General features: G+C 38.1%; 20 protein-coding genes and 1 pseudogene. 18 read left to right on the top strand and 3 right to left on the bottom strand.

The genetic code is table 11. The features are described 5' to 3' along the window. Nucleotides 1-324 precede the first annotated feature (324 nt). From OS138_RS05920 to OS138_RS05900, 5 genes are all read left to right on the top strand, one after another. A complete protein-coding gene (locus OS138_RS05920; protein ID WP_002290188.1) occupies nt 325-600 on the top strand; it encodes a hypothetical protein in 276 nt (91 codons plus the stop codon). A 12-nt stretch (nt 601-612) separates the two neighbouring features. Then, entirely contained in the window at nt 613-2,685 is a 2,073-nt protein-coding gene (locus tag OS138_RS05915) for a cation:proton antiporter (protein WP_002319403.1), read from the top strand. Between the two features lie 167 nt (nt 2,686-2,852). Continuing rightward, nucleotides 2,853-4,736: an ABC-F family ATP-binding cassette domain-containing protein gene (locus tag OS138_RS05910; protein ID WP_325069854.1), complete on the top strand. Its 1,884-nt coding sequence runs from the start codon at nt 2,853-2,855 to the stop codon at nt 4,734-4,736. An 11-nt stretch (nt 4,737-4,747) separates the two neighbouring features. After that, nucleotides 4,748-5,695 carry a thymidylate synthase gene (locus OS138_RS05905; RefSeq protein ID WP_002298126.1) on the top strand — a complete coding sequence of 316 codons (948 nt, stop codon included), beginning with the start codon at nt 4,748-4,750 and terminating at the stop codon, nt 5,693-5,695. A gap of 19 nt (nt 5,696-5,714) precedes the next feature. Then, nucleotides 5,715-6,242: a dihydrofolate reductase gene (locus OS138_RS05900; protein WP_325069830.1), complete on the top strand. Its 528-nt coding sequence runs from the start codon at nt 5,715-5,717 to the stop codon at nt 6,240-6,242. A gap of 62 nt (nt 6,243-6,304) precedes the next feature. Here the strand turns inward: OS138_RS05900 and trhA are convergent, their stop codons facing one another. Then, nucleotides 6,305-6,958, bottom strand: a complete 654-nt coding sequence (gene trhA / locus OS138_RS05895; protein WP_002288393.1) for a PAQR family membrane homeostasis protein TrhA — start codon at nt 6,956-6,958, stop codon at nt 6,305-6,307. 131 nt (nt 6,959-7,089) lie between these two features. Here trhA and OS138_RS05890 point away from each other — a divergent pair, with 131 nt between their 5' ends. The 6 genes from OS138_RS05890 to lepB all read left to right on the top strand — a co-directional run bounded on the left by OS138_RS05890 (nt 7,090) and on the right by lepB (nt 11,166). After that, nucleotides 7,090-7,932: a DegV family protein gene (locus OS138_RS05890; RefSeq protein WP_002298122.1), complete on the top strand. Its 843-nt coding sequence runs from the start codon at nt 7,090-7,092 to the stop codon at nt 7,930-7,932. A 156-nt stretch (nt 7,933-8,088) separates the two neighbouring features. After that, complete coding sequence (locus OS138_RS05885) at nt 8,089-8,985, top strand: SGNH/GDSL hydrolase family protein (RefSeq protein ID WP_002288395.1); 897 nt, start codon at nt 8,089-8,091, stop codon at nt 8,983-8,985. Between the two features lie 2 nt (nt 8,986-8,987). Continuing rightward, the gene (locus OS138_RS05880) at nt 8,988-9,701 is read left to right on the top strand and encodes a YpmS family protein (protein WP_325069828.1); all 714 of its coding nucleotides are present in this window, start codon (nt 8,988-8,990) and stop codon (nt 9,699-9,701) included. Between the two features lie 19 nt (nt 9,702-9,720). Next, nucleotides 9,721-10,239 carry a peptide-methionine (S)-S-oxide reductase MsrA gene (gene msrA, locus OS138_RS05875; protein ID WP_325069827.1) on the top strand — a complete coding sequence of 173 codons (519 nt, stop codon included), beginning with the start codon at nt 9,721-9,723 and terminating at the stop codon, nt 10,237-10,239. Continuing rightward, nucleotides 10,236-10,463: a YozE family protein gene (locus OS138_RS05870; RefSeq protein ID WP_325069825.1), complete on the top strand. Its 228-nt coding sequence runs from the start codon at nt 10,236-10,238 to the stop codon at nt 10,461-10,463. Before msrA ends, OS138_RS05870 begins: the two co-directional genes overlap by 4 nt. Nucleotides 10,464-10,614: 151 nt before the next feature. Then, nucleotides 10,615-11,166, top strand: coding sequence for a signal peptidase I (gene lepB, locus OS138_RS05865; protein ID WP_002294418.1), 552 nt, complete (start codon nt 10,615-10,617; stop codon nt 11,164-11,166). A gap of 82 nt (nt 11,167-11,248) precedes the next feature. Here lepB and OS138_RS05860 read toward each other — a convergent pair. Beyond that, a pseudogene (locus OS138_RS05860) lies at nt 11,249-11,790 on the bottom strand (folate family ECF transporter S component). Between the two features lie 236 nt (nt 11,791-12,026). Then, the gene (locus OS138_RS05855) at nt 12,027-12,425 is read right to left on the bottom strand and encodes a VOC family protein (protein WP_325069824.1); all 399 of its coding nucleotides are present in this window, start codon (nt 12,423-12,425) and stop codon (nt 12,027-12,029) included. Between the two features lie 259 nt (nt 12,426-12,684). On the opposite strand from OS138_RS05855, the gene ylqF reads away from it, so the two are divergent. The 7 genes from ylqF to hslV all read left to right on the top strand — a co-directional run bounded on the left by ylqF (nt 12,685) and on the right by hslV (nt 20,451). After that, nucleotides 12,685-13,545: a ribosome biogenesis GTPase YlqF gene (gene ylqF / locus OS138_RS05850; RefSeq protein WP_002296988.1), complete on the top strand. Its 861-nt coding sequence runs from the start codon at nt 12,685-12,687 to the stop codon at nt 13,543-13,545. Continuing rightward, a complete protein-coding gene (locus OS138_RS05845) occupies nt 13,538-14,305 on the top strand; it encodes a ribonuclease HII (RefSeq protein ID WP_002296990.1) in 768 nt (255 codons plus the stop codon). Before ylqF ends, OS138_RS05845 begins: the two co-directional genes overlap by 8 nt. A 55-nt stretch (nt 14,306-14,360) precedes the next feature. Continuing rightward, nucleotides 14,361-15,218, top strand: coding sequence for a DNA-processing protein DprA (gene dprA, locus OS138_RS05840; RefSeq protein ID WP_104857729.1), 858 nt, complete (start codon nt 14,361-14,363; stop codon nt 15,216-15,218). 121 nt (nt 15,219-15,339) lie between these two features. Continuing rightward, complete coding sequence (gene topA / locus OS138_RS05835; protein ID WP_002288411.1) at nt 15,340-17,418, top strand: type I DNA topoisomerase; 2,079 nt, start codon at nt 15,340-15,342, stop codon at nt 17,416-17,418. Continuing rightward, on the top strand, nt 17,387-18,763 hold the full coding sequence (gene trmFO / locus OS138_RS05830; RefSeq protein ID WP_016627889.1) for an FADH(2)-oxidizing methylenetetrahydrofolate--tRNA-(uracil(54)-C(5))-methyltransferase TrmFO: 1,377 nt from the start codon (nt 17,387-17,389) through the stop codon (nt 18,761-18,763). Before topA ends, trmFO begins: the two co-directional genes overlap by 32 nt. Before the next feature lie 197 nt (nt 18,764-18,960). Further along, nucleotides 18,961-19,866, top strand: coding sequence for a tyrosine recombinase XerC (xerC, locus tag OS138_RS05825; RefSeq protein WP_325069822.1), 906 nt, complete (start codon nt 18,961-18,963; stop codon nt 19,864-19,866). Nucleotides 19,867-19,902: 36 nt separating this feature from the next. Further along, nucleotides 19,903-20,451, top strand: a complete 549-nt coding sequence (hslV, locus tag OS138_RS05820; RefSeq protein ID WP_002288419.1) for an HslVU peptidase proteolytic subunit — start codon at nt 19,903-19,905, stop codon at nt 20,449-20,451. Nucleotides 20,452-20,456: the final 5 nt, after the last annotated feature.

Raw genomic sequence — 20,456 nt, 5'->3', positions numbered from 1 at the left:
TGTGTCTTATTACTACTGATAGGCTGTCTCTTGCACACCGTTTATTCAGAATAAGGGACTGTGACAAGATTTTTGTCGCAGCCCCATTTTTTTGTTGTGATAAAAGAACAAGAAAGGCAGGAATGGAAAAGTAAACATCCTTTTGTCAGAAACTTTTATCTTTCTTAAGTTTTACTTGATATCTGATACTATTTGGAATAGAATGAGCGTTGAAAAATTTATGGAAATTTCTAACTAGCAATAAACGATGAAACAATGAAATATTTTTCATCCAAAAAGAACTTTGCTATAATGATGGAAGTTTGTGTATAGGAGATCTGGAAAATGAGAGAGAGTTTTGAACAACAAAAAAAACTGTTGCATGATCGCTATGGCGCCCTTTCGATGGATGACCGCCGTCAAATACTTTGTAAGTTGCGTAAAAGAAATATATTGATGTATCGTCAGTTGGAACGTCTGAAACATGATCTGCTTCGTTTGGAGTCAAAACGTGTACAGTGTGAATTAGAGGGAAACCAAACACAGGTTGAAGTAGTCGAAACCAAAATTTTAAAGAAAAAAGAACAATTTTTAAAAATGCTTACACAAAATAAAAAATAAAGGGGATGGACGATGGAATTTGCTGAGTTAGTTATTGTATTTGCAGTAACGATCACCTTATCGAACATAGCTAGCCGCATTTTGCCAATGATTCCAGCTCCACTGATCCAAATTTTCCTTGGAGTGGTATTAGGTCTGACAGAGTGGGGACAATCAATCGATTTTGAACCTGAATTGTTCTTAGTTATGATTATTGCACCATTGTTATTTAGAGAAGGAGAAAAAGCAGATATTTCTTCGATTCTCAAAAATTTCGGGACAATTTTGTTTTTGGCATTTGGAGGAGTCATTTTGACCCTTGTCGGGGTAGGTGCGACATTATCATTCCTATTGCCAAGTGTCCCACTTGCTGCCTGCTTTGCTTTTGGAGCAGCGTTAGGTCCGACAGATGCGGTAGCAGTCAGTTCTCTTTCTGGACGAGTGAATATCCCTAAAAAGGCGATGCATATTTTGGAAGGAGAAGGTCTTTTGAATGATGCATCAGGTGTTACTGCCTTCCAGTTTGCTCTTGGTGCGCTGATCACCGGATCTTTTTCAGCAGTAAACGCGGGGATGAGTCTAGTAGTTTCTAGTATTGGGGGAGCTTTGATCGGCTTTTTGCTTGTCTGGTTCAAACAAAAAATAATTCATTTGATCGAAAAAGCATCAGCACAAGATGTCACAGGGTATCTGCTGATCGAACTTTTGCTTCCTTTTCTAGCCTATGTATTGGCAGAGGCATTTGATGTATCTGGAATCATTGCTGCAGTGGCAGCAGGTATTCTCCAAGCTTCTGGTTTTAGGAAAATCTCTGTGTTTGATGCAGAATTGTCGAGCTTGTCCCACAGTACATGGACAACTATTGCTTTTACACTGAATGCATTAGTATTTATATTTTTAGGAATCGAATTGACGCAAGTGTTCTCGCCAGTATGGGGAGACGGTTTATATCCAAACGGTCTTTTATTAGCGATTATCGTATTGATCTCTGTCATGCTTTTTGTGATCAGATTCATTTCTATCAGTCTTTTTTATGTATTCAAAGATGGCAGCAAAAAGTTCAAAAAACAGTTGAACGAGATCTTGATCTTAACATTTGGCGGTGTAAAGGGAACAGTCAGTTTGGCTACGATTTTTATTTTGCCATTTTCAATCAATAATATGATGTTTTACCAGCGGTCTTTGCTTTTGTTCCTGACGGCGGGTGTTATCTTAGTGACTTTGGTCATAGGGATCATTGTCTTGCCTATGCTGACGGAAACAGAGGAAGCGAAAAGCACGGATTTGAATGCTTTGATGATTTTAGAAGAGGTCGTTGAAGTTTTGCGAAAAGAAATAAAGGAAATTGATCGTAATACAAAAGAATTTTTAGCCACTGAAGCAGTGATAGAAAATTATCAAGAACGGATACGTGATCTGTACTTGGAAGATTTAACCGATGATGAAAAGCAAGAAGTACAAGAAATACAAGCACTGATTTTGTCGATCGAACGGGATGGATTGGATGAAAGTTATCGTTCGGGCAAGCTTTCTTCTAATGGTTATCGTTTTTACTCCCGTTTTCTTTCTCGATTCGAACATTCTATCACAAGCCAGATTTTGTCTTTTATCGGCTTTTGGTTCATTGTTGTCCGTAGGTTAATGCGAATCGTTCTCCATCCGAAAATGTTTTGGCAAAGAAGATATGCTGATCGTCAGACATTTATTAGTGATGAAGATATCCAAGAAATCAGAGAGACATATCAAAAAAATACTCAGTTGATTATTGAAAGTTTAGATAACTTGACTGATATTTATGATGAAACGATGGTTCAATTTTTTATCCAGCAACGCAAACTTGAAGGAATAAAAATGAACTCGGGGAATTTGATTTCTTCGTGGATGATCCAGCAAGATAGTCTGTTTACGAAAAAAATGCTAAGAGGTTATTATCTTGAAAGAAAAATCATTGATGAATATGAAGTTGCTGAGAAAATCACGACGTTTTCTGCGAACAGCTATCGCAGGAATATCAATTTGTTAGAATCTTATACGATGAACAAACCATCTGATAACTTTTCTTTCCGATTTGCTTTTCGAGCAAAGTCAAAAAAACGAGTCCATTAAAATAAAAAGGTAAAAATTTTCAAGTTTTATAAAAAACAAAACATATCAGAACAGGATCGAATCGGTCCTGTTCTTTTTTTGAGAACACAAAAAGAACAAATACCAAAAAAATTTTCCTGAAGTTCACTATTTTTATGATACAATATCCAAGATAAGGAGGGAACATGTTGAAAGAATTAAAAGTAACTGACCTCAAAAAAACTTATGGTGAAAAAGATTTGTTTGACCAGATTTCTTTTTTGGTCCACGAAAAAGACCGTATCGGGTTGATTGGGACGAACGGGACGGGTAAAACAAGTCTCTTAAATATTATTGCCGGTATCGATAGCGGCGACGGTGATCGGCAAACAGTGTTTTATCCAACTGATTACCGTATTGGTTATCTTTCTCAAGCAGCTGAATTTTCCGATGAATTAACTGTTCTCCAAGCAGTCTTTCAAGGAAACAGCCCCTTGATCCAAACTGTTCGAGCATATGAGGAAGCATTGATCGAACTAGGGGAAAACGGAGAAGACCCTGATGTGCAAAAACGTTATGCTAAAGCAGAAGAACAAATGAATAAAGAAGATGCTTGGACTACAGATACCAACGCAAAGATTATTTTGCAAAAATTAGGAATCAGTGAATTAGATAAAAAAATCAGTACTTTATCAGGTGGTCAGAAAAAACGAGTTAGTCTGGCGCAAGTGTTGATTGATGAACCCGATTTACTATTACTAGACGAACCAACAAACCATTTAGATTATGAAGCGATCGAGTGGTTGGAAAACTATTTGAAACAATACCGTGGCGCCCTATTGATGGTTACCCACGATCGTTATTTTCTAGATAGAGTAGCAAACCGAATCTTCGAACTTTCATTTGGAAAATTATACGAGTACAAAGGAAATTATGAAGCTTACGTCTTAGAAAAAGCAGAACGTGATCGTGTAGAAGTAGAACAAGAAGAAAAGCGCAAGCGGCTTTATAAACAGGAATTAGCTTGGATGAGGGCTGGCGTACAGGCACGTGGCACCAAGCAGCAAGCACGGATCAACCGTTTCGAAGATCTAAAGGAGAACTTGTACCAAGTAAATCAAGAAGATGATTTAGAGATGAACCTAGCGACACAACGTTTAGGGAAAAAAGTACTGGAAATCAAAGATGGCAGTTACCGTATAAATGACCAAACACTGCTAGAACATTTAGATTTACTGATTCAATCTCGGGAAAGACTAGGTATTACTGGTAAAAATGGTGCGGGAAAATCGACATTGCTTAATATTCTAGCTGGCAGAATTCCCCTGGATAGCGGTACAATGTCTATCGGTGAAACGGTTCATCTTGCGTATTATACACAAGAAAATGAAGAAATGGCACCAGATAAACGGATGATTGCTTACTTACAAGAAGCTGCTGAAGAAGCAAAAACAGCGGATGGCAGTCAAATCGGAGTAGCAGAATTACTTGAACGATTTTTATTTCCAAGATTTATGCATGGGACACTGATAGGCAAACTTTCAGGCGGAGAAAAACGCCGGTTATTTTTGTTGAAACTGCTGATCCAGCAACCTAATGTTTTATTATTGGATGAACCGACCAATGATTTGGACATAGCAACATTGACGATTTTGGAAGATTATTTTAGAAGTTTTCCAGGTGCTGTGATCACTGTTTCCCATGACCGTTATTTCTTGGACAAGGTAGCAGATAAGTTATTAGTATTCCAAGGAAACGGAAAACAAGAACTTTATTACGGAAACATGTCCGGTTATTTACTGAAGCAAAAAGAGACCCAGCAGCCTGCTGAAAAAGCGAAACCAAAAATACAGAGCAAGGAACCTGCTGAAAAGAAGAAATTATCTTACATGGAACAAAAAGAATGGGAAACGATTGAAGATGAGATTGCAGAACTTGAAGAAAAAATCTCATTGCTCCAAGAAGAGATGAATCATCAAGGAGATAATTTCACTCGATTACAAGAATTGCAAAACGACGTATCTGAAACAGAAGCACAACTTGAAGAAAAAATGGCACGGTGGGAATACTTGAGTGAATGGGTAGAAGATTAGGAGGAAAAAGGATGGAACAAGCGTATCTTGACTTAGGAAGAAAATTGTTGGAAGAAGGGCATCGTAAAGAAGACAGAACAGGCACAGGCACATTAAGCTTATTCGGATACCAAATGCGGTTTGATCTGCAAAAAGGGTTTCCTTTGTTAACAACGAAACGAGTACCTTTTGGATTGATCAAAAGCGAATTGCTTTGGTTTTTAAAAGGAGATACGAATATCCGCTATCTATTACAAAATAAAAACCATATTTGGGATGAATGGGCATTTGAACGCTACATCAAAAGTCCAGACTATAATGGACCAGATATGACTGATTTTGGCCATAGATGTTTGACAGATCCTGAATTCAATGAAGAATATAAAAAGCAGAGCAAGCTTTTTTGCGAGAAGATCCTAACCGATGATTCCTTTGCTGAAACATACGGCGATCTTGGACACATCTACGGCTATCAATGGCGTCACTGGGAAACAAAAGACGGTGGCTTTATCGATCAAATCAAAGAAGTGATCGAAGCAATCAAAAAGACGCCTGATTCTAGAAGATTGATCGTTTCTGCATGGAATCCGGAAGATGTTCCTAGCATGGCTTTGCCTCCTTGTCATACGATGTTTCAATTTTATGTTCAAGAGGGACGGCTAAGCTGCCAATTGTATCAACGCAGTGGGGATGTGTTTCTAGGCGTTCCGTTCAACATTGCAAGTTATGCGTTGCTGACTCACCTAATTGCACATGAAACAGGTTTAGCGGTTGGCGAATTTGTTCACACATTAGGAGACGCTCATCTTTATATCAATCATATCGAACAAATGAAAGAACAATTGAGCCGAGAAATACGCGCATTTCCGACTTTAGTTTTGAATCAGGAAAAGCAGTCAGTATTTGATTTTGAGATGGAAGATATCCAATTAGAAGGATATGACCCACATCCGGCGATCAAAGCTCCTATCGCTGTTTAGAATCAGAAAGGATGAGAAAATGTTAGCTGCAATTTGGGCACAGGATGAAAACGGATTGATTGGAAAAGAAGACCGTCTTCCTTGGCGTTTGCCAAATGATCTGAAATTCTTCAAACAAATGACAGAAGCAAATACACTAGTGATGGGACGAAAAACTTTCGAAGGGATGGGTAGCCGTCCGTTGCCGAATCGTCAGACGATTGTTTTGACGAGAGATTCTTCCTATAAAGCAGAAGGCGTGCATGTCATGCATAGTGTGGAAGACGTGCTTGCTCTGGAAAAAGAAACAGATGGTATCTTTTTCATCGCTGGAGGGTCAGCTGTTTATCAAGAATTTCTGCCATTTTGTACGATATTATACCGTACAGTCATCCATCATGTATTCGATGGAGATGCTTATTTTCCACCTGTTGACTGGTCTGATTGGTCACTGATCAATACTAGTCAAGGAGAAATAGATGAAAAAAATCGTTATCCGCATCAATTTGAAACGTATCAGCGTAATGAGAATCCTTTAAAAAACGGGACAGGCGAATTGACGATATAAAAAAGCTATGGATAGACTAGCTGTTATTTAGAGCTGTCCCATCCATAGCTTTATTTTTTTTATTAAGTAAAGAATAAAACAGAGAAGTACATAAAACCTGCACCTAACATAACAAACAAATGCCAAACAACATGCATATAGCGGATAGAATTCAAGCTATAAAAGAATGCGCCTATCGTGTAAGAAAGCCCGCCTGCTACCATCAAAATAACACCAGTCATTCCAAGAGAGTGATAAAGAGGAACAGCAGCCACGACACAGAGCCACCCCATAAAAATATAGATGATCGTAGATACTTTTGATACTCTCTCCCGTTTATGCAACGTCAACGCTTTATATATAATGCCAAGAATCGCAAACAACCAGATTAATACAAATAAAGTCCAACCTAGCCATCCTCGGATACTCAGCAAACAAAAAGGAGTATAACTTCCTGCAATCAAAAGAAAAATCGAACTATGATCGAATACTTGGAACACCTTTTTTGCTTTTGTAAAAATCAATGAATGAAACAAAGTAGACGTTAAAAATAAAAGAATCATCATCGATCCATAGATAGCATAAGAGACAATATGGAGGGAGGAATGCAAGTGGGCACCTTTTACTAAAAGAACCACTAGTCCCGCGATACTCAATCCAGTCCCAATTCCATGGGTGACTGCATTAAACACTTCATTTAATATTTCATACGTTCGATTAAATTTCGTTTTTTCCATGAAAACGGCTCCTTTACTAGGTGTAATTAATGAAAAATCATTATTTGTCTGTTATACTAAAAATAGAAATTGTCTTACATGTAGTTTAACATGAATAAGGCATCTTGTTAAAGAAAGAGAGAGAGAAAATAATGACAAATGTAAAAATCGTAACAGATTCTTCATGTACGATGGAAAAAAATGTACGCGATGCTTTAGGCATTCGTGTCATGCCGCTATCCATCATGATCGACGGAACAGTATATCCCGATGATGACCAACTAGACGGCGAAAGATTTATGGAAATGATGGCGAAAGCAAAAAATCTGCCCAAAACAAGCCAACCACCGATTGGAGAATTCATCTCGATGTATGATGAGCTAGGAGAAGACGGCAGTGAAGTGATTTCGATCCATATGACAAAAGGCTTGAGTGGAACAGTAGAAGCAGCAAGACAAGCCAGTAATCTAACAAAAACGAAAGTAACGGTTATCGACAGTGATACCACTGACCAAGGATTATCTTTTCAGGTAATTCGAGCAGCTGAATTAGCAAAAGAAGGTAAAACAGTAGAGGAAATCCTTGAAGAAGTCAAAAAAGTACAAGACAATACAAAATTATACATCGGAATATCCACACTAGATAACTTGGTAAAAGGTGGAAGAATCAGCCGAACAACTGGTTTGCTGTCTAGTGTTTTGAACATACGCGTGGTGATGAATTTCGCCCATTCTGAATTAATCCCTGTAACTAAGGGGCGAGGAAAGAAAACGTTCGATAAATGGTTTAATAATTTGAAAAATGAACTGAAAGAATTGCCAAATGTGCGACAAATCGGTATTTCACATGCGGATGCAAAAGAATTGGCGCAAGAATTCAAAGAGGGTTTGCAAGAATTATTCCCGGACATGCATATCCCTGTACTGCATACGAATCCGGTTATCGCTACGCATACTGGTAAAGACGCGTTTGCAATCATGTATTATGTAGATTAGTCGAAAAGAGGATAAGCCCTCAGCCTGCAAGGCTTTTAGCTTATTCTCTTTTTCTTTGTAAAAATAGGAAAATAATTATTTTCTTTTTTCATAAAGACTACCTTTTTGATAAAATTTTTGATAACATTAGACCAATCGAATACAAGAGGTGAAAAGATGAAATTAACGAAACGACATTTGATCCTCGTTTTGTTCCCATTATTAATTGCGATCATCATCTATGCTGGTCTAGCTGCTTCCATACCGAAAGCTGGCCCTCTAATGAAACCAGTAACTACTGTGAGAGAAGATCCAAATAAAAAAGAAAAACTTCACTACATAGCTATCGGGGATTCGCTGACTGAAGGAGTAGGAGATCAAACCAAACAAGGAGGCTTCGTTCCCCTTGTCGCAAATGATCTAAAAGACCGTTATAATTTGACTGCGGTTGAAACAGAAAACTATGGTGTAAATGGTGAACGAAGTGACCAGATCTTAAAGCGAGTAAAAACAAAAGAAGAAATTCGAAACAATATCAAAACAGCTGATTTTATCACACTGACTGTTGGCGGTAATGATTTGATGAAAGTTATCCAAAATAATTTATTCGGGTTAACGGTCAATTCCTTTAAAAAACCACTGAAAAACTATCAGGAAAATGTCACAGAACTATTGGAAGAATTTCGTTCCCTCAATAAAACCGCACCTATTTATATTTTAGGTATCTACAATCCATTTTATTTGAACTTTCCTGAGATCACTGACATGCAGACAATTGTAAATAATTGGAACAAAGGAACAGAGACGGTGACGAAAAAAATGCCGAACTGCTACTTTATCCCAATCAATGATTTGCTTTATCAAGGATTGAATCAGGAAGTAGGTGTCACAGAAGAAGGAACAGATCAAACAACTAGCACGACAGAAAATCTAAATGGCATCAAAAATAATGTGCTCTATGAAGAAGATCATTTCCATCCAAATAATTTAGGTTATCAATTGATGGCAAATGCAGTGAGAGATCAGCTGATCGAGACACAAAACCAATGGCTAGAGAAGGAGGATGATCAATAAACATGAAAACAAGATCTGACGTATCTTCAAACAAAACAAAGAAAACAAATTACTGGAAATTCGCCTTCCTTATCCTTCTTGGGGTAGTACTTGGTTCGACCGTATTTTTAGGCAGCCGTATTTTTGCTAATCGGGAACCAGAACTCCCAGAAATACCAGCTCTTACGGAAAGACAAGGAGATCCTGTCTTAACGATCAATTCAAATAAAGAAAAAGTCAATCAAATCATCAGCTTTTTCCTTAGTGAGTATCAAAAAGATAGTGATATTGAATATAAATTTTATTTGGAAAATGAAGCACTACTCAATGGTACTTTCGAAGTACTAGGTTTTCCTATCGATTTCTATTTATATTTTGATCCGTATGTGATGGAAAACGGAAATGTCCAACTAAAAGCTAGAAGTCTTTCTATCGGAACATTGAGTTTGCCAATCAAAGATGTGATGAATATGATCAAGAGAAACTATAAATTACCAGATTGGATCGAAGTCAATACAGATGATCTGACTATCATGCTTAGGTTGGATCAATTCCGAATGCAAAACGGGATGTATATTAAAGCAGATAAAATCGACTTAGTAAATGATGACATTCGGTTTAGTCTATATTTGCCAAAAGATACCTCTGATGCTTCAAACAACTCAAATACCAACAAAACTAGCACCAGCAGTACTGAAAGCAAGACAAAAGAAAATAAAAAATCATCGGAGGAGTAGTATTAGAGGGGGAAACATAATGGAACGAGCAATATTTGCAGGAGGCTGCTTCTGGTGTATGATCCAGCCTTTCGACACGCTTCCTGCTATCCATACAGTGATGTCAGGATATACTGGAGGGCATGTACCAGATCCGACTTATGAACAAGTAAAAAGCCAAACGACTGGACATACAGAAGCAGTGGAGATTATCTATGATCCAACATTGATTTCATATGAACAATTAGTAGAACTTTACTGGCAGCAAACTGATCCAACTGACGCTTTCGGACAATTTGAGGATCGCGGTGACAATTATCGCCCGGTGATCTTTTATTTGACAGAAGAACAGCGGATCATTGCTGAAAAAAGTAAGAAACAGTTAGCTGAAAGTGGACGTTTCGAACAGCCAATCGTTACAAAAATCGAACCAGCCCAACCATTTTATCTAGCAGAAGAAGACCATCAAGAGTATTATAAAAAGCATCCTGAAAATTTTAAAAGAAACCATGCACGCCGGGCTGCCTTTATCGAAGAAAATTGGAGGAACGAAGGGTGAATCGAAGCTTTTTTCATTATTTAATGACACTGCGAGGCGCTGGCATACATGATGCTTTATCTGTTTTCGCTACAGAAGCCGGTAAAGACATCCAATTTCCTAAGCACAGCTCTAGCTACGAAGAAATTTCTAATTATCTGGAACTGAATGTCGACTATTTGCCATCCATGGATATCTTTGACGAAGCATGGGAAAAATATTTAGAAAATAATCATGACATATAAGAGATAGTTTTGTACTTTATGATCAAAAAAGTTTTTTGTCCAATAGCCTAATTGAAAGAATTATTTTTATTTCAGCTATCTAGTCGCATTTTTTTGATATTTTTCTTATAATAAAGAAAGAATGAAAAAACGAGGGATGGATTGATAGAGATTGACAAAAAAACAACGCTATATTAATCGCTTCTGGCTTGTATTCAAATACTTACTTGTTTCTGTATTCCTTGCGTTCATGTTGCGGGGATTTTTATTCATCCCGGTACCAGTGGAAGGCAATTCAATGGAAAACGTGTTGAAGCAAGGTGATATGGTTGTGATGGAAAAATTTTCGGAGATCAGACGATTTGATATTGTTGTTTTTCAATTAGCAGATGGCACGATTTATATCAAACGAGTAATCGGTCTTCCAGGAGAAAATGTCAGCTACCAAAATGATCAATTGAAGATCAATGGGAAAGTAGTTAAGGAACCTTATCTAACTAAAAACCTGAAATCAGATCATGCAAATGCATCCTATACGACGGACTTTACACTACAAGAGCTAACGGGACAATCCAAGCTTCCGGAAGATAATTATTTTGTACTTGGAGATAATCGAAGAGTTTCAAAAGATAGTCGTTCGTTTGGCACGATCAATAAAACTGATATTCTAGGTAAAGCAAGATTTGTCTATTATCCACTTGATGAAATAAAATGGATCCAGTGAGAAACAATAAAGCGTGCAGTCTCAACAGACTGCACGCTTTATTGTTTAATCCAAAATCAGTTTACTACCTTAGTACGTAAAATCAAACAGCTCGTTTAAACACTTTTCTAGCCTCTAAAGTTTTGATAAATGAATAAACAACCATTATTTGAATAGGGATTTGGATCATATTCCTGATGACTCTACCTAGAAAAATCACTTTGAAATCTGCACCAAACAAAACAGACATCAGCCAAGAATTGATAAAAAGGCTGACTGGGATCATAATCAATAATTGGGCAGCGATGACGGAAGGCAGGTTTATCTTTTTATGATATAAAAATAAGCCATTAATAAATCCCCAAGGAAAGCCGTGATAAGAAAAGCAGCTTGAAACGTTCCTGAACCAAATATCGTGAAATTTAAAGTGTTCGACAACATTTCAAGCAAACCAGCCCAGATCGGTCCATATAGATAACCCATAAGCGCCATACTTAAAAATCCGAATGTGATTTGAAAATAAGCAGGACCAATCGCTATCTTGTATAAGATGACATCAAGGGCTAATAAAAGAGCAGAGGTCGACAACAATCTTGCATTCATTTCGGGCAATCTAAAAACGTCTTTTGCAATCAAAGTGTTCAAAATATTCTCTCCTTTGTCAGTTAATAATAAAAGGATACCATAAAATCACCAATGTGTCATGACACATTGGTGATTTACATACACTGGCATTTAACAATTAAAAAAAGGGTGAGAAGACTGCTTTTATAAACTGTAAAAAAGAGATTGTACGAATGAAAAAAATAGAGGCGGAGAATACTTATCGTATCATCCGCCTTTGTTTTTTTGTTATAAAAAACGTCAGATTAGTTATCTGCTTACATCTTCATCCATACGGGTTCTAATGTATTTCCGTCTAGATCTTGGACTTCTAATGAAAACATTTCTTCTTCAGGCATTCCCATATCTACTTCGTGGAAAGTACCACCATTTTCTTTTGCAATTTGAGCAAATTTTTTTACTTCATCCGCGTTTTCAACACTAAACGAAATCAAAGCACCACTTGTTTTTTTATTATCAGCTATTTCTTTATCTTTTATAAATTTTTTATAAAAATCATGAGAGAGAAGCATTACCCAAAAAGTGTCATCCCATACCATTGAACTAGCTTCTTCAGTAGAAAATTCTTCATTTTTTTTAAAACCCAGCTTTTCATAAAAAGCAACGGAACGATTGACATCAGCAACAGGAAAATTAACAAAAACCATACTATTCATTTGTTTCGTCTCCTTTCTGTTTTGTTCGTCTATCATCTCTTATTTAGGAAACGCTGTCAAAAATTTAGATTCATATATAGAAACCAAAATAAAAATTTACATCATCAAAAAAGTGAAGATGTGGTAGAATGAGGACTGGTTCATTTTCACTTAACTAATAGATGGAATTTCTTTATAATAAAAAAGTGAATTTATATTGAAAAAGAAAAAAACAAGTAAAGCCGGGGAATATTCCGGTATGAAAGGAATGGAGAGAACAATGACCATCCAATGGTTTCCGGGACATATGGCAAAAGCCCGACGAGAAGTTTCTGAAAAAATGAAATATGTGGACATCGTATTTGAATTGGTAGACGCACGATTACCTTTATCTTCTCGTAATCCAATGCTAGACCAGATCATTCAGCAAAAACCTCGCCTTGTTTTATTGAATAAAGCGGATCTGGCAGATCCACAACAGACAAAGCTGTGGCAAGAATATTTTCGTAAACAAGGCCATCTTGCATTAGCTATCACGGCACAAGAAAGTAAAGGAATTAAAGGTCTAGTACCTGCGGCTAAAGAAGCATTGAAAGAAAAACGGGCAAGAGATGCTGCTCGGGGGATCAAGCCTCGCGCTATTCGGGCAATGGTCTTAGGTATTCCAAATGTTGGGAAATCTACGTTGATGAATCGACTAGTAGGCAAGAAAATTGCACAGACAGGAAATAAGCCTGGCGTAACAAAAGGTCAGCAGTGGCTTCGTTTAGGTAATGAGTTGGAATTGTTAGACACACCAGGGATTTTATGGCCCAAATTTGAAGATGAAGAAATCGGCAAAAAACTAGCGCTGACAGGCGCGATCAAAGACCAGCTTGTCCATTTAGATGATTTAGCGATTTACGGATTAGACTTTTTTGCCCGATATTATTCAGGAAGAATCAGCGATCGTTATGGTTTATCAATCGAGCAAGAAGAAAAATTGGCACCGGAATTACTGATGGATATTACAGCAAAACGTGGGTATAAAGAAGACTATGATCGCGGCAGCGAATTAGTCGTGCATGATATTCGCCAAGGAAAACTTGGGCGATACACACTGGATCGTTGCGAAGAAATGGAGCAAAAAAGTGATGACTGAATCCATCCAAAGTATCAAAGAACGATTGAAAAGCATACAGAGAATAGATGATCCTACACTAGAATCATTAAGAAATGATCCACGCAAAGGCGTGCAGCAAGCACTGGCTTCTTTTGAACGACGATTGAAAAAGGAAGCATTAATTAAGGAAAAATATGAAGAAATGTTTTGCTTTGAAAAGCAAGGGTACGCACAAGGTCACCAATGGATTGCCGGCATTGATGAAGTAGGAAGAGGACCATTAGCTGGACCTGTCGTGGCAGCTGCAGTTATCTTGCCGAAAAATGAGATCATATTAGGGCTGAATGACTCCAAACAATTATCAGAGAAAAAGCGAGAACTTCTTTATCAACAAGTTCAAGAAAAAGCCCTGGCAATCGGGATCGGGATCGTTGATCAGCAGACAATCGATGATGTGAATATTTATGAAGCAAGTAAATTAGCGATGATCCAAGCAGTAGAAAAATTGTCCATTGTACCAAGCTATTTGTTAATCGATGCGATGACCTTGGATTTGCCTATTCAGCAGGAAAAAATAATCAAAGGGGATGCACGATCTGTGTCGATTGCTGCTGCAAGTATCATTGCTAAAGTATATCGAGACCAATTGATGAAAGAATATGACGTGCTTTATCCTGGATATGGTTTCTCGCATAATGCAGGTTATGGAACAAAGGAACACTTAGAAGGACTTGAACGACAAGGAATTACGCCAATCCATCGTAAAAGTTTTGCACCTGTAAAAAAATATTTACAATAAAAAACAGCCGCTTTTACGTATCTTATTAGAAAGAGAGACGAAAGGCGGTTTTATGATGTATCAAATAGAAGAAAATTTATTGAAACTTGCTTATACAAAAGGAATCAGTAGTCAAGGAAAATGGGCACTTGCTAACTGGATGATGCAGTATCCTTATAAAGAAATCGGATTTGAAGACATCATTAAGATAGGTAAAATAACCACACATCGGGAGCTGTTTCGCAAAAGTTGGCAGGAAATTCACGCTAACTGGGGCAAAATCCAATCGAAACAGTCGTTTATCACTTGCTTTGATCCCAAATATCCCCCTCAGCTGCTTCACTTGACCTATCCGCCAATTGTACTGTTTTATAATGGTGATCTATCTTTACTTTCTTGTAACATGTTAAGCGTTGTTGGTGGAAGACACACTTCTGCTTTAGCCAAAAAAACAGTTTATTATTTACTAAAACCAGTGATAGAAGCTGGATATGTGATCGTCAGTGGCTGCGCGAAAGGGATAGATACATACGGTCACCAAGCAGCAATCTCTCATGGTGGACGGACAATCGCAGTCATTGGAACAGGGATAGAGCAAGTCTATCCTGCTGAAAATCGTGACTTGCAAGAGGTGATTGCAAATGATCATCTTCTTTTGAGTGAATATCCTCCTCAATCCGGCCCGAAAAAGCATCGTTTTCCAATGAGAAATCGGATTATCGCAGCTTTGTCTAAAGGAACATGTGTCTTTGAAGCCAAGAAAAAAAGCGGCTCTCTGATAACAGCACAGCAAGCATTGGATCTTGGAAGAACAGTTTTTTCTGTTCCAGGAAATATTTTAACAGAACATTCTACCGGATGTCATCATTTGATCCAAGACGGTGCAGTTTGCACGGTTTCGGGTGAAGATATCTTGGCAGAATTTAAAGAATAACACCATACTTTTCATTTGCTTTTCTTGACAAACGTTTTCTGAATGGATATGATTAGCTACGATTTGTATGAATCCTCTTTTAATAGTAGGAACACGACAATGGAAAGGAGTCCATTCAGTAATGGCGTATAAATATTTAGTGATTGTAGAATCACCTGCAAAAGCCAAGACAATTGAGAAATATCTTGGACGAAACTATAAAGTAATGGCCAGTGTTGGCCATATAAGAGATTTACCGAAAAGTAAAATGGGTATCGATTTTGAAAACAATTATGAACCCCATTATATTTCTATACGCGGAAAAGGCGATGTCATCAAAAGCCTGAAAGCCGCAGCAAAAAAAGCTCAAAAAGTTTACTTGGCAAGTGACCCGGATAGAGAGGGAGAAGCGATTGCTTGGCATTTAGCGTACCTACTTGGGTTGGATCTGAAAGAAAAAAATCGGGTGGTCTTCAATGAAATCACAAAAGACGCAGTCAAAGCAGCCTTTAAGGAACCAAGAACGATCGATGTAGATTTAGTAGATGCACAGCAAGCTCGTCGTACCTTAGACAGAATCGTTGGTTATTCGATCAGTCCTATTCTCTGGCGTAAGGTCAAGAAAGGGTTAAGTGCAGGACGTGTCCAATCTGTCGCTTTAAAAATTATTATTGACCGTGAAAAAGAGATCCGAGAATTTGTTCCAGAAGAATATTGGAGCATCGACGGTAATTTTAAAAAAGCTCGCAAGAAATTCAAAGCAAATTTCTGGGGAATCGACGGTAAGAAAAAGAAATTACCAGATGCACAAAGTGTAAAAGAAGTCACTGCTAGAATTGATGGAACAGACTTCGAAGTTAAAAAAGTAGAAAAGAAAGAGCGCAAAAGAAACCCTGCGAATCCTTTCACTACAAGTAGCCTGCAACAAGAAGCTGCCCGTAAGTTAAACTTTCGAACAAGAAAAACCATGATGGTAGCACAGCAATTATATGAAGGAATCACTTTGGGTAAACAAGGAACAGTCGGCTTGATTACATACATGCGTACTGATTCTACCCGGATTGCCGATACAGCAAAAGCAGAGGCCGCAGCATTTATTGAAGATACGTATGGAAAAGAATTTTCTAGACATGATCACCGAAAGATCAAAAATGCTCAAGGCGCACAAGATGCCCATGAAGCTGTGCGTCCAACGAGTGTGCTTCGTACACCAGATGAACTCAAACAATATTTAGATAAAGATCAATTGAAACTTTATACATTGATCTGGTCACGTTTTGTGGCTAGTCAGATGACACCAGCTATTTTAGATACAATGAAAGTGACATTAGAACAAAATGGTGTCATCTTCATTGCGAACGGTTCAAAAATCAAATTCAAAGGATTCATGCAAGTGTATGTGGAAGGTAGAGATGACGGCAAAGAAGAGAAAGAAAATATTCTTCCAGAACTTGAAGAAGGCGATGTAGTCCAATCTGTTGATATTGAACCAAAACAACATTTTACTCAACCACCAGCACGTTTTAGTGAGGCTACGTTGATTCGTGCATTAGAAGAAAACGGGGTAGGGCGACCTTCCACTTATGCACCAACACTTGATACGATCCAAAGACGCTACTATGTAAAATTGACACAAAAAAGATTTGAGCCGACTGAACTAGGAGAAATTGTCAATTCACTGATTTGTGAATTCTTCCCTCAAATCGTCGATATCCATTTCACAGCAGAAATGGAAGGAGATTTGGATAAAATTGAAGAAGGCACGGAAGCGTGGGTCAAAGTGGTTGATCGTTTCTATAAACCGTTTGAAAAAGAACTGACGAATGCGGAAGAAAAAATCGAAAAAATTCAAATCAAAGATGAACCAGCAGGATTCGATTGTGATGTCTGTGGACATCCGATGGTGATAAAATTAGGGAAATATGGGAAGTTTTATGCTTGCAGTAATTTTCCTGATTGTCGGAATACGAAACCAATCGTAAAAGAAATCGGTGTGACTTGCCCAGTATGTCATGAAGGACAAGTCATTGAACGAAAATCTAAGAAAAACAGACTATTCTATGGTTGTTCCCGTTTCCCAGAATGTGAATTCACTTCTTGGGATAAACCAGTGGGCAGAAATTGTCCAAAATGTGACGGATATCTGGTCGAGAAGAAAGTCAAAGGCGGTAAACAAGTAGTCTGTGTAAATGGAGATTACGAAGAAGACATCCAAAAATAATAGAAAAGAGGTTCTTTCATTGAAAATGGTAAATGTTGTTGGAGCAGGGCTTGCCGGAAGTGAAGCTGCTTGGCAAATCGCACAAGCAGGAGTCCCTGTCCGTTTATATGAAATGCGTCCAGTCAAATCGACTGAGGCGCATCACACAAGTAATTTTGCTGAACTAGTATGTTCTAATTCATTAAGAGGAAACAGTTTGGCTAATGCAGTAGGGTTATTGAAAGAAGAAATGCGCCGATTGAATTCAGTAGTAATCACTTCGGCAGATGAAACAGCAGTGCCAGCTGGTGGTGCCTTAGCTGTTGACCGCGATTCTTTTTCTGAAACAATTACCCGAAAAGTCAAAGAGCATCCATTAGTAACAGTGATAAACGAAGAAATTACTGAAATACCGGAAGGAATCACCGTAGTAGCAACAGGACCTTTGACTTCTCATCCATTAGCAGAAAGCATCAAAGCATTCAATGGTTCAGATGGTTTTTATTTCTATGATGCAGCTGCACCAATCGTAGACAAAGCTACGATCGATATGGATAAAGTATATTTGAAGTCCCGCTATGACAAAGGAGAAGCTGCTTACTTGAACTGTCCGATGACAGAAGAGGAATTCAAAGCTTTCCATGAGGCACTAATCAATGCCGAAGTGGCAGAACTTAAATCTTTTGAGAAAGAAAAATATTTTGAAGGATGTATGCCAATTGAAGTAATGGCACAGCGAGGATTCAAAACGATGCTTTTCGGACCTATGAAACCAGTTGGATTGGAAGATCCTAAAACTGGCAAACGTCCTTATGCTGTTATCCAGCTGCGTCAAGACAATGCTGCAGCTTCTTTATACAACATCGTGGGCTTTCAGACTCACTTGAAATGGGGCGAGCAAAAACGTGTTTTCCGGATGATTCCTGGGTTGGAAAATGCTGAATTCGTTCGCTATGGTGTGATGCACCGAAACAGCTTTATGAATTCGCCAGAATTGCTGAAACCGACTTACCAATCAACGAAACGCGAAGATCTGTTCTTTGCAGGTCAGATGACTGGTGTAGAAGGCTATGTTGAAAGTGCAGCGAGCGGACTACTTGCTGGAATCAATGCCGCACGCTTAGCAAAAGAAATGGAACCAGTCGAGTTTCCACAAGAAACAGCTATTGGGAGCATGGCTTACTACATTACTCATGCGGAAGGAAAACATTTCCAACCGATGAATGCCAACTATGGTCTGTTTCCTGAACTGCCAGAGCGCATTCGAGACAAAAAAGCAAGATATGAAGCAATTGCACAACGAGCTTTAAAAGCTAATGAGGCAATAAAAACAGAATTAGAAAAAACTGCAGTCCCAAATGAGTAAGGAAACTCCATGAAGAGGGTGAGACGGATAGTCTCGCTCTTTTTCTTGCGTTTTTCTTAAGAATTTCTCAAACAAAATGTGAGGAATTGCACCAATTGTGAACAAACTTAGAAATATTGGTTAAATTCTGACAATTTATTTGTTTTTTTATAAACGCTGTGCTAAATTATTCTCTGGGACAAAAGGAAGGTGAGAAAATGACAGAAGCCACGTGGGAACAAAAATTTTTGCGTTATTTGATTGTCGAAAGAGGATATTCAGAAAAAACGAAAGAAGCATATGAAGAAGACATTCTCCATTTCAAACATTTTTTGGAGGAATATGGAGACGCTGATCTGCTGAAGGCGGAATATTTTACGGTTCGTGTCTATTTGAGTGCATTAGCTGATCATCGTCCTAGCTATAGCAGAAATTCTATCAGTCGCAAGATAGCCAGCCTACGTTCGTTTTATCAGTATCTTCTCAAAGAAGAAGTGATAAAAGAAAATCCATTTTCTTACGTTCATCTCAAAAAGAAAAATTTGAGACTGCCACGTTTTTTTTATGAAAATGAAATGCAAGCACTTTTTGACAGCGTAGCAGGAGATAGTCCTTTGGATTTGAGGAACCGCGCTTTGCTGGAAGTCCTTTACGGGTCAGGCATCCGTTTAAGTGAGTGTAGCAGTTTGTCGGTATCAGACATTGATTTTGATTCAGAGGTCATGTTGATCCATGGTAAAGGGAACAAAGAGAGATATGCTCCTCTAGGTTCTTTTGCTCAAGATGCTCTGCAAGAATATTTCAGGGAAGGCCGCCAGGTATTGATGACAAAATATCACGAAGAGCATGATATCGTTTTTGTGAATCATCATGGAAAACCAATCACGCCTACTGGAATTGAATATGTCTTGAATCAAATGATCAAAAAAAGCAGTTTGGATAGTGATATCCATCCTCACATGCTGCGCCATACATTTGCTACTCATTTATTAAATAATGGGGCAGATTTGCGGACAGTCCAAGAATTGCTAGGACATGCCAATTTATCGACTACCCAGATCTATGCCCATGTAACAAAAGAAAGTTTACAAAAAAACTATCGTTCTTTCCATCCAAGAGCGTAAAAATAAGGAAAAGAACAAATTTAGGAGGAAACAAACATGGTCGAATCACCATTTCATTCAACCACTATCTGTGCCGTCGAAAAAGACGGGAAATTTGCTATGGCTGGAGATGGCCAAGTAACAATGGGTGAATCTGTTGTCATGAAAGGCACTGCAAAGAAAGTACGACGTATCTACAATGGAGAAGTTGTTGTAGGTTTCGCCGGAAGTGTTGCAGATGCGTTTACTTTAGAAGAAAAATTTGAAGGCAAACTAAACGAATATAACGGGAATCTACAACGCGCAGCTGTCGAATTAGCTCAAGAATGGCGGACACAGCAATCTATGCAAAAACTTGAAGCGATGCTGATCGTAATGAATGATAAAGAAATGCTTCTTGTTTCAGGTACAGGAGAAGTTATCACACCAGATGATGGTATCTTAGCTATCGGATCAGGAGGGAATTTTGCGTTGGCTGCAGCCCGAGCAATGAAAAACTATGCTCAAAACGACATGAGTGCGAAAGAAATTGCAGAAAATGCGTTAAATATTGCCGCAGATATCTGTATCTTTACTAATCATAATATTATCGTAGAAGAACTGTAAGAGGT

Origin of the sequence: Enterococcus sp. E5-37 (assembly GCF_035726925.1) — a bacterium.
Lineage (GTDB): Bacteria > Bacillota > Bacilli > Lactobacillales > Enterococcaceae > Enterococcus_B > Enterococcus_B faecium.
Note: the sequence above shows the minus strand (reverse complement) of the source record. Positions and strands in the feature narration are given on the sequence as shown.